This window comes from Gottfriedia sp. NPDC056225, assembly GCF_042267765.1.
GTDB lineage: Bacteria > Bacillota > Bacilli > Bacillales > Bacillaceae_G > Gottfriedia.
In genome coordinates, this window is the sequence record NZ_JBHJTJ010000035.1 from 1 (window position 1) to 19,091 (window position 19,091).

At 34.9% G+C, this 19,091-nt stretch carries 6 protein-coding genes and 1 pseudogene; all 7 read left to right on the plus strand.

The window, feature by feature from the left end:
* Positions 1–1,451, plus strand: a 1,451-nt coding sequence (locus ACFCYN_RS18665; RefSeq protein ID WP_375950913.1) for a tetratricopeptide repeat protein, incomplete at its 5' end; no start/stop codon positions are given.
* Between the two features lie 321 nt (positions 1,452–1,772).
* Positions 1,773–2,027: pseudogene (locus ACFCYN_RS18670) on the plus strand (DUF3626 domain-containing protein); the annotation flags it as partial.
* A gap of 826 nt (positions 2,028–2,853) precedes the next feature.
* On the plus strand, positions 2,854–6,384 hold the full coding sequence (locus ACFCYN_RS18675; RefSeq protein WP_375950915.1) for a S8 family serine peptidase: 3,531 nt from the start codon (positions 2,854–2,856) through the stop codon (positions 6,382–6,384).
* A gap of 345 nt (positions 6,385–6,729) precedes the next feature.
* A complete protein-coding gene (locus ACFCYN_RS18680) occupies positions 6,730–10,848 on the plus strand; it encodes a S8 family serine peptidase (protein ID WP_375950917.1) in 4,119 nt (1,372 codons plus the stop codon).
* Positions 10,849–11,737: 889 nt separating this feature from the next.
* Positions 11,738–15,751 carry a S8 family serine peptidase gene (locus tag ACFCYN_RS18685; RefSeq protein WP_375950918.1) on the plus strand — a complete coding sequence of 1,338 codons (4,014 nt, stop codon included), beginning with the start codon at positions 11,738–11,740 and terminating at the stop codon, positions 15,749–15,751.
* Between the two features lie 455 nt (positions 15,752–16,206).
* Complete coding sequence (locus ACFCYN_RS18690; RefSeq protein ID WP_375950920.1) at positions 16,207–16,386, plus strand: hypothetical protein; 180 nt, start codon at positions 16,207–16,209, stop codon at positions 16,384–16,386.
* 628 nt (positions 16,387–17,014) lie between these two features.
* The gene (locus tag ACFCYN_RS18695) at positions 17,015–19,009 is read left to right on the plus strand and encodes a penicillin-binding transpeptidase domain-containing protein (protein WP_375950921.1); all 1,995 of its coding nucleotides are present in this window, start codon (positions 17,015–17,017) and stop codon (positions 19,007–19,009) included.
* Positions 19,010–19,091 lie beyond the last annotated feature (82 nt).

A 19,091-nucleotide genomic window follows, 5' to 3' on the forward strand; every position in this document is an offset into this window, starting at 1 on the left:
CAATTAAAGGGATGAGGTCCAAAATGAATGATATTCTACTTAATGAATTTACCAAGTTGTTGAATAGAAAGAAATGGAACTTTAGAATCTTATCAAAAAAATCAAAAATACACTATACCGATATTAGTAAAATATTTAATAATAAAGTACCACTGTCTTTACATAATTTGGATGCCATAACTGAGGCTTTCCAACTTCCTAAAGGATCATTTTATAAAATGTATTTAAACCTATGCTTTAATGAAAGACATCTTTTAGATAAAAGAAGAAGTAGTTCACTGATTTATCAATGTGCTAAGTATGGATTTAAATCCGAGTTATCCTATATTTTATCAGTCATGATAAAAGAAAAATCAAAAGCCATTCGTACTAAATACTTTCAAAATTTATTTTCGATTGCAGAACAGCTTTTTTTAGATGGAAATGAACGAGAAGCATTACCTTTATATGAAATGGTCATTAAGTATATGCCACATTCAGTAACGGAAGTGGTGGCGATTAGTTATTTTAGAAAATTTTATATGACCCTTCCATCTAACAAAGGGAATTCACATATGGTTCATGTATTAGAGTATATTTCTTACTTGCCGGATAAATTTCAAGAACTAACCATTTTATGGATTACAGCTAGTTATTATTTCTTAAGACAATGGGATGAAGTTTTACATTATGCTAAAAAATTAGAAAAAACCACAAAAAATGAAGATCATTTGGGACGTGCACTAATATATCAAGCATTTGCATTAACTAGATTAGGTGGAGATTTAGAGGATGTTTTAAATATAATTGAAAAATATAGAAAAATAAATGATCATTTTGCAGAACTTGCCGCAGGAAATCGATATGTGGCTCTCATGGATTCTGGGGATTTACACGTTGTTGATTCCTATTATAATTGGCTAATTAAACGTGATAATGTTTTTATTGGGATTCCAAGGATCATTGAATGCTATGTAAAATTAGGTAGAATTAAAGATGCGGAAATCTTTATTGAAAAACATCAAAATCAAATTGAAGCAATGAGCAACTCTTCTAATTTATTTATTCAACATCTTTATTTAGATTATAGCTATGCGATTGGACTGTTAAAATGTGAAACAAATAATACCTATTTGGGAATAGAAGAATTATTAAACGTGGCTTTAAAGATGAAAAATGCTGAGGATAATGAGAAATTTCGAAAATGTCTCTTAGCAATCTGGAATTACCGAATATTTTTTAATAAAGAATTAGAAGAAAAATATATGCAGCTTTTAACGGCCATAAATAAAAATTCTACTATATATACAAATGTAAATGTTAGTAATTTTGAAACAATCAAAAAATCTGATAACAGTAATTACATTTGGCAAAAAAGCAAGAGCGATATAGCTCGCGAGTCTATAAATGAAAGTGTTTTTGTTTACAGTGAAGTATCTAATTTATATTGGTGGGATGGGATCGCTCATTAATTCAGTTGTACCATTTAAGTAGATTGGTTATTTCTTTTTCATTAATATATGTCTTTCTAATTTTCCCCATAAAAAAATTCCCCTTATAGTAGACAGTATAGCAACTTTCTTTTAAATGTTTACTATAAGGGGATTATCACCCAATTGGGAGTTGCCTTTTTAAGTTTCTTGAAAAGGATTTACGAAGTTATAATGGACACGAATTTTACCTTGATTGTTACAAGTAATCCTCTCAAAAAGTGAATGTAAAACTTTAGAAGTAAGATCTTTAAGCTTAAGGAATTCCTTAAGCTTATTCTTCATCTCAATAGTAGGTGAAACAAGAAATCATCTGTAGGTCTATACTTGGAACAAATATGCAATAATTATTCAATTGAACTCTATTGGCACATGGGCTTTGTACTTACAGTTGACGAGGTTCCTGTTGACTTAAGAGGTCCTACGATGCCTTCCTTAGCAAAGCGGATTGCACGTAATAACATTATCGATGCAAATGTGATTGGCTCATCGATAATGAGCTTAGAACACAATCCTTTATTTTGAAACGATCGAAGAACATCTAAAGAAATACTCTAAGAGCTAAAGCTATTGGAGTATGTTCTAGTAAGATATGGAAAATTGATTCGAGACTTTTCATAATAAATATTTGATCCTGGAATACTTAGTTCCATTTGGGCTTTAGCAAAAATTATGTGACTCCCTGTTATCGTATCGAATACGATGATGGGAAAACTAGTTTCAGAGATAATTTAAACAATTCAGTCGCATTACCATTAGTATAACGTTTTTTAATGGAGTATTAAAAGAATCATTAGAAGTTTTTCGATAAAATATTACATATTTATAAACTGCATTATAATATTCTTATAGAAAACGCCAATCACTGTTAGGACAGGGATTGGCGTTTGTTTATTCTATGAAGAATATTTATTTTAACTAGTTTTATATCTAGTTCAGATGTTAATTTTTGTTGAAAATTAACGATTAATATTTAGGTGTTTGGATGTTTTTTCAAATTAGCAAATAAATCAATTCTAATTATAATTTGATTAGAATTTTAAGAATATTCATTATATTTAAGCCGTTTTAATTTCAGGATGGAGAGTAGTATTCTATGAAGCAAAAGCAAACAATGAAAGAAAACATGTTACGAGTTCACTGAAACAGAACTAGCTTTACTTAATTGCTTGCTTTTACTAACAGCCCTAAACGCATAAAGCGAAATCAAAATTAGATTAATAGTCTATTAGCGATAAGATATTTTAGTTAGTTAGATATTAATTATGATTTTTTAATGTGAAGTTAAAGTTTTAAGTTGGAGTTCTTTGAAATCTATAAACTTTTGACTTGGACTTAACATATATTAATAACTTATAAGAATACGAGGGGAGAGTTTTAGTTTATGAGCAATAGCAAGAAAATACCATTTCGAGTAATTACTGCAACTACATTAGCTGCAATGTTTTTAACTACACCAGGATACGCACAAATTACAAAGGAAAATCAATCTACAAGTTTCAATGTAGATGAAAAAGCACAAGGTGGGCTAAAAGATTATTTAGATAATCTTAACAAAGAAGCAGCTAAAGATTCTGCCAATTCAGTTTATAAAAATATGAATGAAGAAAATTCAAAAGGTTTTAGTCCGAATGAGAAAGTACGTGTAATTGTTGAAGTTCAAGAACCAGAACAAGCTACACAAATTACACAAACGAAATCCAAGGTAAGTAAAAAAGTATTAATGAAACAAAAGCAGGATGATGTTGTTTCTAAAATGTCGAAGCAGAAACTGAGCCCGAAGATTAGGCACCGTTTTTATGAAGGGTTTAATGGTTTCAGCTTAGATACCGAATACAAAAATATTAAAGAATTACAAGCAACTCCAGGAGTTACAAATGTACATATCGCAAGAACTTACGAACAAACAATGAAAACGAGTAAAGAGTTAGTACAGGCACAAAGTGTATGGGAAAAATACGGCTATGAAGGTGAAGGTTTAGTTGTTGGTGTAGTCGATTCAGGTATAGACTACACTCATAAAGACATGACTTTAACAGAAAAAGGAAAACAGAAAGAAAAGTTGACAGAAAGTAATATTCAAAGTAAATTCACTGAAACTTCTGTTAATGAAAAGTGGTATAGTGACAAGGTTCCAACTGGTTATGATTGGGCTGATAATGATACAGACGTTATACCACGTGGTCAATACGCAAATCCTCATGGTACGCATGTATCAGGCACAATTGGAGCAAATGGGAATGAAGAAAATGACGGTGTACTAGGAATTGCACCAGGTGTACAGTTGTTAGCTGAAAAAGTTTTTTCTGACAATGGCAGTGTAGGCGCATATGAAGATGATATTATTGCAGGAATCAACCATGCTGTTGAAATGGGAGCAGATGTTATTAATATGAGTCTTGGAACTGATTCAGGATTCGTTGGAGAAGATAAAGATCCAATCCAAAAAGCAATACGTGAAGCGACAGAACATGGAACATTAGTTGTAGTTGCAGGTGGAAACGCAGCATATAGTACGAAGAACAGTATTATGACAGCTTCTGCCCAACCATATGCAGAGAATCCTGATATCGGGACTGTAGGTGAGCCAGGTGTGAGTCCTTTTGCTTTGTCTGTAGCTTCCTATGAAAATACTAATTACGAATTAAGTACATTGGGGGAAGAAAATGGTTTACAACTCCCATATCAAGATCAAACTCAATATGATTTTAAACTTTCTAGAGTACTTTCTCCTAATGAAAGTTATGAGTTAGTTTATGTTGGTGAAGGATTTAAAGATGAGCATTATGCTGGAAAAGATGTTAATGGGAAAATTGTAGTTTTTAGACCGAATACATCTTATTCAACTTATGCTTCAATGCAATCTCAAGCTAAAAAGCGAGGGGCCAAGGCTGTCATTTTAGTTCCAGCTACTAATATGTCTGATTATCCATACGTAAATTTCGGTAGTAATCTTACCCCTGCAGCTACAACAAGTAAGTCAGCAGGAAATGCTTTAATTGATAAGTTAAATAGCGGACAAGTTGTTAAAATGAAAGTAACAAAAGGAACTTGGATAGATAATCCTGAACGAGATACGATGTCTTATTTCTCTTCTTATGGTGCGCCAACTACATTGGACTTTAAACCTGAAATTTCTGCACCAGGTGGAAAAATCTATTCTACTACTCCTGGAAACGAATATGAGGTAATGAGCGGTACTTCAATGGCGACGCCACACGTTGCAGGTGGTGCTGCCTTAATAATGCAATCGTTGTATGAAAAAGGACTAACTCACTCAGAAGATACAGCTTTAAAAGCAAAAATTGCTTTAATGAATACGGCTAAAATGGTAATGGATCCTAAAACGAATAACAAGGTTCCATACTCTCCACGTATTCAGGGATCTGGATTAATGCAAATTCAAAATGCAATTAAAACACCTGTAATAGTAACAAGAAAGAATACACCACTTGAGCAAGCAGGGGCCGTTGCATTAAAAGAAATTAAAAATGACCGAGCGATCTTCAATTTAAATGTAGAATCACTTGAAACAAAGGGAACAAAAAAAGACTACGAATACACTGTTAATGTGGACTTATTAACAGATGGGATTGATACAAAACAATTTGACTTTGATGGTGATGGAACTTTAGAATCAAAAGACTATCTATCATTAAAAAGCACACGAGTTGAAGGTGCTTCGATCTATGTAAATGGAGAGAAACTTACTGGTTCAGAAGGTGCAACATTAAAAATTAAAGGAGGACAAACGAAAAATCTAAATGTAGAGATTCGCTTACCTAGAACATTAAAGAAAAATGAGTTTGTTGAAGGTTTTGTACGACTTGTACCAACTGGAACAAATAGTGATACGGCTGTTCCTTTAACAGTCCCATATATGGGCTTTAATGGCGATTGGACTGAACTTAATAATATTGATCCAGCAGCTTGGGATCGGAAAGATGCGTTTTTAGGCTATACAGCACTTTGGAATGATGAAGGTGCATCAGTTCCTATGGGATATGATAATAAAACAGGCAAATTTAACATGAATGCAATCGCAACATCTCCAAATTCAATCCTTAAAGGGGTATTCCCAACCTTTACAGCATTTAGAAACTTAGCAAAAGCGGAGATGTATATTGAAGATAAAAAAGGTAAGATGATTAAATATCTTGGAGACTTTAGTGAATATAATGGTGGGAAGTCTTATCCGCTTCGTAAGAATATTCTTTCTGCAAGTAGGATGTACATGGGATATAACTGGGATTCAAAAGATCAAAACGGTAACACAGTAAGTGATGATACGTATAACTTTGTCATCAAAACAACGTTTGACTATCCGGGTGCGAAACCACAGAAGGTAAAGCTTCCAGTTAAAGTCGACTCAGTTGGACCAAAAGTATCGAATGTTCAAGTGACACCAAAAGATGGTCAATATGAAATTTCGTTCGATGCAGTTGATAGTAGCTCAGGGTATTTGGGAGCGATTCTTTGGTATAATGGCATACAAAAATCTGTATCACCAGGAGAAACTTCTGTTTTAGTAAGTGAAGAGCCAAAAAGTGTTGTTGTAATGGGAATAGATAATGCAATGAATATAAGTTATAAAGTTTGGGGTGATCCTTCATATATTAAATACAGTATGCTTGTACCTACATTTAGTATAAGTCCAAGTACAAATATCAATGCAAGCAAACCAGCTTCAATATATGGATTTGCTCAAACACGTGTAAATTGGACAATTTACGTAAAAGACACGAGTGGGAAAATAGTAGACAGTATGCAAGTGAATAATGAACATCAAATTAATACTAAATGGACACCTGATGCAAACTTAGCTAGCGGAACCTATACTATTTCTGCTGATGCAGTTGATAAAGAAGGATTTAAAGTAACAACTAAGACAGTTACAGTTACAGTCGTTAAATAAGGTAGATGAGCCGATCTTCTATAGGGAGATCGGTTTTTTTATATTAAAATGATGAGTTTACTAATCTCAAATTTTATAATGCTCTAAACTATTAAATGTCGAAAGATTTCCGTTTTTAGAGAAATAATTATCGTTGTCAATTTATTGGAAAGAGGAGTAATGGCACTTTTTAGCTAAAAATCAGCTAATTTATTTTGGTCGTTCTTCAAAATATGTAGAAAAATATCGTTTAATATTTAGTATGTTGTGAGAATTTGTCAAAAAAGCAAACTTATCAATTGTCTTTATAATATAAATAGATTTTTATGAAAATTCAAAATCTAATTAAGGAAGGACCTGATAAGATTGAAACAGTTGAATAAGAGAAACTCTTTCGCTACGGCGAAAAAAGCAGCAGTTGTCGTGTTAAGTACTGGACTTTTACTAGGGCCAATCGCTAACCTATCAATTACTTCTGTGGCACATGCACAAACAAATACAAAAGCCGAGAATATTCTAGCGAATTTGACAAAAGAGCAACGAGAAGCATTACAAAAATTAGATAATCATCAATTAAAAACGGGATTACAATTATCACGTAATATTGATTTGACAAGTGATAAAGATGTGACTGTCATCGTGGAATTAAATGAACTACCAGCGAAAACAGCACAAATTGCTAAAGCAGTTAAAGGAGAAAAAATTTCTCTTACACAAGCAAATGAGAATGTAGAAAAATCTCAATTACAGTTTAAAAAAGATTTGCAAACAAAACTAAAAAAGACCAAATCAGGTAAGGATGCATATCGTGTAAAACATACTTATAAAAATTCCTTAAATGGTGTCGCATTAACACTGCCAGCAAATCAAGTAAAATCTTTATTAGATTCGAAGGTTGTAAAATCTGTATTTAGTGATTACACAGTGCAAGTAGAACCGCCAACTCAAACACAGACGGAGGAAGCAAAAGACCAAACAAAGGTTGATAGTATCCCATTTTTAAATCTTGATAAGCTGCATGATGAAGGGTACACAGGAAAAGGTGTTAAGGTTGGTGTGATTGATACAGGTGTCGATTATAATCACCCGGATTTGAAGCATGCTTATAAAGGTGGCTATGACTTTGTAGACAATGACAATGATCCGATGGAAACTACGTATGGTGACTGGAAAAAGTCGAATAAAGCAGAGTACTCGAATGGAAGTGCCTATTATACAGATCATGGTACACATGTATCTGGAACGATTGCAGGTCGAGCAGAAAACGATTCAGATTATAAAGTCATAGGAGTGGCTCCTGAATCAGATTTATATGTTTATCGTGTATTAGGCCCATACGGAAGCGGGACAACTGCTGCGATCCTTGCAGGAATCGATAAAGCTGTGAAAGATGGAATGGATGTTATTAACTTATCATTAGGTGCATCCATCAATGATCCGTTATATGCTACAAGTATTGCAATCGATAATGCTGTATTAAGCGGTGTGACTGCAGTTGTTGCAGCTGGAAACTCTGGGGATGAATTGTATACATTAGGTTCACCTGGAGCAGCGGCTCTAGCATTAACGGTTGGGGCAAGTTCTGTTCCGAGTAATGTAACGAACTTTGAGAGTCAGTTTGCTTCTGGTAGCAATAATACTGGTGCGACAATGCAGTTAATGACGAAGAAGTGGACAGATGATTTCAGTAGTATATCTGGTAAAACATATGACATAGTGAATGTAGGGCAAGGTGGGCCAAACGATTACACTGGAAAAGATGTGAATGGCAAAATTGCTTTTGTCCAACGTGGTACATATGCATTGATTGAGAAAATGGAGTATGCAAGAGATCACGGCGCTGCAGGAGTCATCATCTATAATACGAATCCAGATGAAGGACAAATTCCGGTATTCTTAGGTGAAAGCAATGATAATATTCCGACGTTTTCTATGACAAATAAAGATGGACTTGCTATGAATGATTTATTTGCAAATGGTGTGCCAGCCGTTACATTTGGTGCAAAAAGTGAAAAAGCACTTTCAGGAGATGAATTAGCAAGCTTTAGTTCTAGAGGGCCATCTGGAACGCTATATGATATAAAACCAGAAGTAACAGCACCGGGTGTAGATGTCTTATCAACAGTCCCTTCGTATATGCAGAATAAAGAAGATACTTCTGATTATTCATCAGCATACGCACGTATGTCTGGTACATCTATGGCATCACCACATGTAGCAGGAGTTGCAGCATTACTATTACAAGCTCACCCAGAATATACGCCGGGTGATGTAAAGACTGTGTTAATGAATACAGCAGATCCACTAAAAACTGCATACAGTGTATTTGAGGTAGGGGCTGGCAGAATCGATCCAATGCAAGCAATTCATTCGGATAGTATCATTAGTGTTGATGATCAGACACCTTATATTGAAAATGGTGTAGATAAAATTATTTCTGAACAAACAGGTGGATTAAGCTACGGATTCGTTGCAGTTTCGTCAGATAAGGATTATACAGATACTACAAAACTATCATTCAAGAACTTGGGGAATCAAGATGAAAGGTACGAACTATCTGTTGAATACAATGTAGGTACAAAGGGTTCATTGGATGCGAAGAAAAATGGGGTAACGCTAAAAGTACCAAGTACGATTACAGTGAAGAAAAACAGCACAAAACGACTTTCTGCTAAACTAGATATTCCAAAAACAGCAGAAAAAGGTAATTATGAAGGATATATTAATATTAAAGACAAAAACAATCCAGAAGAAAGCTATCGAATACCATTTGGTGTAAAAGCAGCGGATGAAGGCTTGGCGTACTTTGAACCATATTTTAAGAGCATATCATCGAACAGAGTCATTAATTTATTCAGCCGAAAAGATACTGACTTAGATTTTAGTTTGAATTCATCGATGCAGACGTTAGACTGGGTATTAGTTGATCCGAAAACAAATAAAGATCTTGGACTAATTACTTCCGTTAGCGGTTCAGGTGCAGCAGTTGATACAGTTTACACGATAGACGGTGGATTTTACGGTAGATATTTTCCGTTTACTGGAAATGAAAAAAATCCGATTGGTTATGCATCTGAATTAGCTCCAGATGGAATTTATGCTATTAAAATGATTGGTACAAATAGAGAGGGGAAACAGTTTGTGAAAACATCGAAAGTAAGCGTTGATAATAATGCACCGACGATCACGTTCGATGATACTAATGCGATGCCAAAAGACGATACCCAAATTGTAGAATTGGCAGAAGGACAAACTACAGTAACAGTATCAGGTACAATGTTGGATCCTGAAATAAACAAAACACAAGAAGTAGGAATTCCTCTGAATCAAGCAAATAATAAATTGTTTTATGGCCCTGGTTCAACATCTGCATATTCCTTAAGTGTCGATGAAAATGGAAAGTTCAAGACAGAAGTTAATGTGACTGGAACAATTAATCAAATTCAATATGTAGGCGCAGATTTTGCAGGAAACGGTACTTTACCAAAAATGGTTTATTACGTGAAGCCAGGTGCTTCTTATATTTATGCAAAACCAAATAAAGAGGCAATGGAAAATGGTGACAAAGTTACCTATACGTTTTATGCACATAATTTACGAAAAGCCAATAAGCTTAATTTTAGATTGGACTATGTAGCGAAATATTTTGATAGTGTTGAATTTAAAAAAACACAAAGTTTACCAGAAGGATCAGAACTGACAACAACTATTACGGGTACAACTAGTAAAGGGACAACAGTCAATATCAATGTACCAGGAGAAGGTATTGCAGGAGATGTGGCATTATTTGATTTAGACGTTGATACAAATGCAAATGAATTCCTTAACCCATATGCTCAAGTCCTTAATTTTTCTACTGTACAAGTAAATAGCGAAAGTACGAATAGACTACAGATTATTATGGGAGCATTGCCAAGATATCCTATCTACTCCACAGCAACAGCTAAAATAAATGGAGTAGGTTTGTATACTGCTGCAGGTTACTACAACAGCAGTATTGATTATACAAAAGTTGGTGCTACTATGAAACTCAAAGGCACTAATGGTGTTATTTATGATGGAGCAATTGAAAAAAATGGAAATGTAACCTTTAATGGACTTCCTGCATCAGTACAAAAATATACAGTAATTATGGATATTCCTGGCCATTTCACAACTTATTCACCGTTGGAAATCGGCCGTACAGAGAGAGGAATTAACATTGGAGAAGCAGTATCATATCCAACTGTTGGAGCGAAGCCAGGTGATATTAATAAGGACAATGTAATAGATGTCATGGACGCTTTAATGCTACAAACATATTGGGGTACAAATAAACGAAGCGCTGATATCAACTATGACGGAATTATCGATGAAAAAGACTTAGCATTTGTTGAGAAAAACTACTTAATGCAAAATCCTTTTGTGACAGTCGCGCCAAAGGCGGTCAAAAAATTTAAAGGAAGTACGTTAGAGACAATTAAGAGTGAGCTTAGCATTCAATAAGAAATTAGCAGTCGATATCCAAAAGTCATTTTAGAATTTTAGCTGAGGACAGCTCTGTAATTCTATCTCCCTATAATAGACAGTCAAAAAAATGAGGGTACTGTTTATTGTAGAGGAGATTTTTTTTGATTAATCAAAAGATTTTTCTAGCTAGTGTTATTAAATAAGTTGCATAATAGTAAATTGAAAGATCGTAGTTTGCCAAAAATGAACCCCCTACCTAGAGGACTGTAAGGTAAGTGAGTAATCCCAAGTTCTCTTACCCGTTGAATGTATCTCCAGCTAGATGTCCCTTCTCCAAAGTGAGTATTCCGATTGTAATGCAGGGAATGGGCGTGTCGAACAGCCTATGGATTACTCCAATTTAATGCATTCTAATAACAAATCATTCCAATATGACTCCACAGAACTTTTTATTATTTCTGATTTACAGTAAAACCCCTATACAATAATGTTTTTAGAAATGAGAATCTCCAAAATTCTATTTTAAAAATCTTATATTAAAAGATCGAGAATTAGAGGTACTTTTTTTATAAATTAAGAAATTTAATTCGGTAGTCCAATTTGCGTCAAAAGGGTTCTTCAATCGGAGACGTTTATCAGTGAGGTAGCTTTGGATATCTACTCACTTGTGTATATGATGTTAGCCTGCTACATCAACAGTTAAATATTAAAGAATATTATTGGATCAACTGAAACTTAATATCATTTTTATTTTTTGAAAAATCTGATATTTATAGTTTTTTTCAAAGTTAAAATAACATCAACTCTTAATATAATGAAAATATCAGCAGAAAGGAGGACAGTTAGACATTGGTAGAAAGGATATTTTCTTAGATTACAATTGTTACTCAATAAGCAAAAATAAATTGAGAAAAGGGGAATATACTTGAATAAGAAATGGTTTAAGGTGCTCTCAACGAGTTTTATTGCTTCAAGTTTACTAGGAACGATTGGTTTTTCCGCCCATGCATCCACTGACACTCAACAAACTTCGCTAGATACTATACCAACTTTATCAACTGTACCAAATGAAGTAATGAAAATGTCTGAACAATCTCCAGATATACGCATTCCGAAAGATATTGACGTGACAAGTAGTAAGCCTGTGGATATTATTGTTCAATTTAATGAGGAACCTTCAAAGATACAGCTTGCAAAAAACAAAAAATTAAATCAAAAAGCCTCATTAAATATTCGGAAAGCAGACGAAAAAGTAGAAGAAAATCATCAGGATTTCAAAGCTCTATTTGTGAATAAGAAGTCAAAATCAACCTCGTCTGTACGAATTAATCATGAATATAAACATGCTTTTAATGGTGTCGCGATTACAATCCCGGCGAATCAAATTCCAAATCTGATGGAATCAGGATTAGTAAAGGCCGTTACTAAGGATAGAGAAGTACATATTGATCCTCCTGATAAAACAGAAGCCACTGCAAGTACACAATCCCGAACAGTTAGCGAAACACTGCCGAACATTGGGGTAGATAAGCTTCATGAGGAGGGAGTGACAGGAGAGGGCATTAAAGTCGGTGTCTTAGATACAGGGATCGATTATCATCATCCAGATTTAAAAAATGTTTATAAAGGCGGATATGATTTTGTAGACAATGATAATGATCCAATGGAAACTACTTATGCCGATTGGAAAGCCTCTGGGAAGCCTGAAGTATCTGGAAATACCTATTATACTTCGCATGGAACACATGTCTCTGGTACGATCGCAGGACAAAATATAAATGAGCTAAATGGTGTAGAAGGTGTTGCACCGAATGTAGATTTATACGTCTATCGTGTGTTAGGACCATATGGAACGGGTAGTACAAATGATATTTTAGCTGCTATTGATAAAGCTGTCCAAGATGGGATGGATATTATTAATCTATCATTAGCATCAGATACAAATGATCCATTTGATCCACTTTCCATTGCACTAAATAATGCAACAATTGCTGGTACATTACCAGTTATTGCAGCCGGCAATTCTGGAAGCGATATGTATACTCTCGGGACTCCAGGAGCAGCAGCATTACCGCTGACAGTAGGAGCAAGTAATTTTTCTATTACGTTACCAAAAGTAAATGGAACAATCCATAGTTCAAGCCCATTTTCTCCTAATCTTCAATTGTTCGCGAAGAATTTTACTGACGATATTCAAAAGCTTGAAGGGAAAAACTTGCCTGTAGTAAAGGCAGGAAGAGGAATACCGAGTGATTTTGTTGGAAAGGATTTTAAAGATAAAATATTGGTAGTTAACTATGGGGATTATACGCCCGATTTAGTATTAAAATCTGCAAAGGAAGCAGGAGCGGCTGCCGTATTTTTTACGAATGGTCGTAATTTATACACGGATTTTTATAAAGGAGAAAGCAACAAGTTTCTACCTACGTTTATTTTACCAAATGAAGACGCTGCTAAATTGGTAGATCAAATCGCTAAGGAATCAATAACCTTTTCTTTTGATACTGTAGGTGAGATGAAAACAAATGGAGATGAGCTTGCCTTTTTTAGCTCTCGGGGACCTACTCTAGAAACGTTTGACATAAAACCAGAGGTCACCGCACCTGGTGTAGCAGTTTATTCAGCAGCACCTTCTTATATTACCAACCCAGACAATCTAAACGATTATCAAACTGCGTATCAGCGCATGTCGGGAACATCGATGGCTACACCGCATGTAGCAGGCGTTGCTGCGCTTCTTTTACAGGAGCATCCAAACTATACACCTGCAGATGTAAAAACGGAATTAATGAATACGGCTGATAAGTTAAGCCAGGATTATAGTGTTTATGAAGTAGGTGCGGGAAGAATTGACGCATATGAAGCAGTCCATAGTGATGTAGAAATTCAAGTAAAGGGAGAAACGGTCAACATTGTAGATGGACAACCTGTCAAAATTCCAAATTTGACGGGCAGTTTAAGCTTTGGGGCTAATATTATTAAAGACGAGCCGATTACAAAAACAATGCCAATAACGATTAAAAATAATAGCAGTTCTAAAAAGCAATTTCAAGTGGAAGTAGTGTACCAAAAAGATACTAGAAATGCCAAAGATGCAAAGGCTAATGGGGTTAAGTTGTCAGTGCCGAGTTTGCTATCAGTTGAAGGGGATTCAGAACAAAGTATAAATGCCGACTTAATGGTACCTGTATCTGCTGAATATGGTACGTATGAAGGGTATGTAATCTTTACGAATCAAGCAGATCGTAACGAACAATATCAAATACCATTTGGAGTACGCAAAATAGGACAAGGTATTACAAAACTAAATCTTACATCAAATACAATTACGACAAATAGTCATTCGAGTGCTAAAATTACAACTGATGTTGTTACCCGACTATTGTCACCTACCGTTATTGACTTACAATTATTCATTAAAGACCCGAAAACGGGAAAACGTATAGGGTATTCTGGAACAGTACCAACGTATGGTAGAGAAGAAAATGTAGATGGAAGGATGCAATTTGATGGAACTCCAATGCCGATGTCGTTGTCTGAACCGGATTTGATTATACAAGAATCTACTACTCTTTCTTCTGGTAAATACAATATGGAGGTAGTGGGCAGAGATACGAATGGGAATAAATTTTCCGAAGAAGTTCCGTTTTACGTTGATAATAAAATGCCGATTGTTAAAATGCTAAAAAAAGGTGGCGTATATGAAGTAGATAAAAAAGGAATGCAAATTGCTGGCTGGATCTACGATGAACCGATTGAAAACAATCCTAACAGAGAAAAATCTGTCTATATGAATGATCCTGGAACGTTAATATATCAACCAATACCAGTTAATAAGTTTGGCCTGTTCTCTACTACTTTATCTTTGGCGGAAGGAGAAACATACAAACAAGCCTTCCTACTCCCAATGGATGAAGCCAACAACTATGTATACGGCCGACCAGATTATAATTATACGATTGTCCAAAAAGGAACTCAGTATGCGAACATTGCTGCTAAAGAAACTGAAATTAAGTCAGATAAACTGTTTACAGCTCAAGTCATGTTAAATAACGTAAAACAAATGCAAAGCGGAGAATTTACCATTTCTTATCCTGCTGGTTTAGAGTTGAAAGATGTAAAGTTAAGTAAACAACTTTCGAAGGATTATCAGTTATCTACGAAATATGGTACTAACACTGTAACACTTCAAGTGAACCATGATGGGAAGAAAGTAAACCTAAATAAAAATACTTCATTAGTGGATATGACTTTTGCAGTAAGCAATGAAAAATACATGAAAGGTCCAAAAGAAATCGCACTGAAAAATGTGAACATACAAGAATCTGAAGCTAACATGACAAAAATCCTAAGTTTTGGACAGTACTTCAACATTCTTCCTGTCACATCCCAAATTTCTGGGGAATTACTTTTATCGGGATTTAGATGGAATACGGTGACGGATGTAAATTACAGCAAGCTAAATGCAACTTTAATCGCATATGACAAAAAAGGTCATGCATACGAAGGGGTTATACCTCGTGACGGTCGTTTTACATTAAAAGATTTACCAGTACAAAATGATATATATAAAGTAGAAGTTAAAATCCCAGGGCACTTCCGATCTGTATTGAATGTAGAAGAAATGAACGAAATATATAATGGTGAAAAAATTGGTCTATCGAAAACATTGAATACAGATTTTATCCAGGCAGGTGATGTAAACGGTGATGATGTTGTTGATGTACTAGACGCTATTGAAATTAAAAACCATTACAATACAAATTACCGTAATGCTGATATCAATTTTGACGGAACAGTCGATGCAAAAGACATGTCTTCTGTTACTTATTACTATAAGAGGAAAAATCCAACTGTGGCGAATTCACCTGAACCAAAATTGGAGTATAACGGTATGACGTTAGATAGCATATTGAGGGATCTAGGAATTAAAAAATAAGTAAGAAGTCTGGCTTAAATGTCGTTGTTCAACGGCTTTTTGAGCCAGACTCTTTAATTAGATGAATGTAGTATAGAATCTACATATCTGAATTAGTTATAGAGCTACAAATAGAAACAAAGGAAAATTAAAGAAATATATCAGACCGAACATCGTTAGGACTGTTTGAAAAATGGATCTTACTAAATGAAAAGAATTTATTATCATAGTAATAAAAGAAATTCTCTAATTCATTAAAATAGTTCATTATGAAAAAAATGTAACTGAATTTGTGGATTATGCTGTCAAGAATTTATGAGGAGAATGTAAAAATAAACATTGAGAAAATGATATGACAAATTGTTAGAGAAGAACTTAGTAATGCAATATTAATAACAGAAAAACGTACGATATCGGAATACCGTACAGAGAAGATTTCCGATTTAATTGATATATTTATTAATAAACATGAGGAAATGACTAGAAGTAGTTTTAATTTAACAAATAGCACGATTGGAAGAATGAACAGATTTACAAAGCATTATAAATTACAGAATCATGATATTGTTGAACTTGCAATTGTCCAGATACTAGAGCAATTTGATAGACCACTTCCAATGGCAGAACGATGGGCCATGGAAGATTGGTCGGACTAAGTGAAATTGGAAAAGTATAGGTTATGGTAGAGGGAGAACGAAGGATAGATCTCTCAACCCCTGAATTTAAAATAGATTTTCTAACAATTACAAACGGAATAGACAATATGCTGACAATGTGAGAATTAACGTACTAAAATTGGTAACAAAATTTAATCACTAGAAAATGAACATTCCTTTATGTTCAGTAAACCCAATGACCAAATAAGTTCAATTGTTGGCGATAATGGTACTATCAAGGAGCTGAATTAAAAGGGTACTTACAATCGAATAAATTTGTCCCTATTAGTGCTAGAGTATTTGCGAGAATTACTAAGTAGTCCCAATAATGTAATCAATTAAATGGCGTATTTCCAGAACAAGGAAAACGCTTTTTTTTATTGGAATTTTAGGATTGTAGAATATTACAAATTTTGAAATAATTGTAATGAACACAAAGACAGTTATTCGAATAAGAAGGATTGAAAGAAATTAGGAGGAGGTTTTTTGGTTTGAAAAAAGTGAAGAAATATAATTTCCATAGTTTCAATTGAATACAATAATAATCCATGTTGGTTACACGCCACATTTTATTATTGGGCAACTTTAGAGGAATTAAGGATTATTAGAGGAAGGTAGGAAGGAAATGATGAAAAAGTTAGTAGGTTTGCTATTTATTGTCGCGATTATTACATCAGGATGCAGCAAAGCACCAAACCCACAAGAGAGATTTTCGGAATACATAGCATTATGGAATGAGCAAAAATTTGATAAGATGTATGATTATCTTACCAGTGATGCGAAAAAATCGATTACGAGAGAAGAATTTACGAAACGCTATCAAAAAATATACGAAGACCTACAAATCACTGACCTTAAGATTACATTCCAACAGCCAAAAGATGCTAAACAAGCTAAGGAAGAAAAGGCTGATTATACATTTTCTGCAAATATGGAAAGCATCGCAGGCAAAATCGAATTTACCCAAAAAGCCAATTTGAAAAAAGAGGAAAGAGACAAAAAGAAAAACTGGTATGTCGACTGGAACACGACATATATTTTTCCAGAGCTGAAGGAAGGCGACAAAATTGGACTCAGCACTACTTCGCCGAAACGAGGAGGAATATTCGATCGTAACGGTAAAGGATTGGCCGTGAATGGAGAAGTGTACGAAGTTGGCGTGGTACCTGGAAAATTAGCCGACCAAAACGAAACAGTTATTCAGCAATTATCCAGTCTCCTTAAAATAACACCAGATCAAATCAACAAAGAGCTGGGTGCGAGCTGGGTAAAGCCGGACTTGTTTGTTCCATTGAAAAAAATCTCAATGGACGATAAGAAGCGAATCGAGCAGTTAGTCGCTTTAGAACCGGTGCAAATGAAAAAGGTTGAAGCACGCATTTATCCGTATAAAGATGCCGCAGCCCATTTAATCGGCTATGTTGGATCAATCACCGCGGAAGAATTAGAGAAACTGAAAGGTAAGGGCTATACAAGCACTGATGTTATCGGTAAAAAAGGTCTTGAGCAGGTGCTTGATGAACAACTAAAAGGAAAAAGTGGTGCGAAAATCACAATTCAAAAGAAAGACGGAAGCGAGAAGGCCTTGGCTGAACGAGAGGTTGAGGATGGGAAAGATCTAAGCCTTACTATTGATGCCAACTTACAGGAAAATGTGTATGAAGAGTTAAAAGGGGAAGCGGGCGCAGCGTCTGCAATGAATCCTAAAACTGGTGAAACACTCGCACTTGTTAGTAGTCCATCATTTGACCCGAATCAAGCCACTTTAGGATTTTCAGCTGACGAATGGAAAACACTTCAGGAAGATAAACGGCAGCCATTGATGACGCGCTTTAAACAGAAATATGCACCTGGCTCTGTTCTTAAACCAATCACTGCTTCTATTGGGTTGAGAAATGGAGCAATCACTCCTGAACAATCGGTGGAAATTGGAGGCCTGAAATGGCAAAAGGATCCATCTTGGGGTAGCTATTATGTCACGAGGGTCCACGAAGCAAATCCGGTAAACCTTGAAAAAGCACTCGTTCTCTCTGATAATATTTACTTCGCTCAAACCGCATTGAATATTGGCAAAGATTCATTTGCACAAGGGTTGAAGGGGTTCAATTTTGAAGAGGAACTCGTTTATCCATTCCCATTGCAAACATCGACGATTGGTAGTCTTGATAATGACATTTCACTCGCTGATTCTGGCTATGGACAGGGACAAATTCAAATGAATATTGTTCATTTAATGGCTGCCTACACACCACTTATAAATGACGGGAATATGATTAGGCCCATCCTGTTACTTGATGAGCAAAAAAGTCAGGTGCTGAAGCAGCAAGCGATGACAAGTGAGAATGCGAAGATGATTTCAACAATGCTAAGAAAAGTCGTCGCTGACAAAAAAGGAACAGCACATGCTGCAGAAATGGCAGATTATCCACTTTCAGGCAAAACCGGTACAGCTGAAATCAAACAAAAACAAGGTGAAAAAGGGATCGAAAATGGATGGTTCATCGCATATGATACGAAATCCTCAAATTTGATGGTCGCAATGGTCGTTGAAAATGTACTAGATAGAGGTGGTTCAAAGGTTTCAGTGAAAAAAGTGAAAAATATCTTTAAGCGGGAAAAATAAAAACAGAGTATGTCCTGTCTTGCATCAATAGAAATAGATATGATTAGGTAGTATGCCAAATTTGGTACATTATCATTCAATT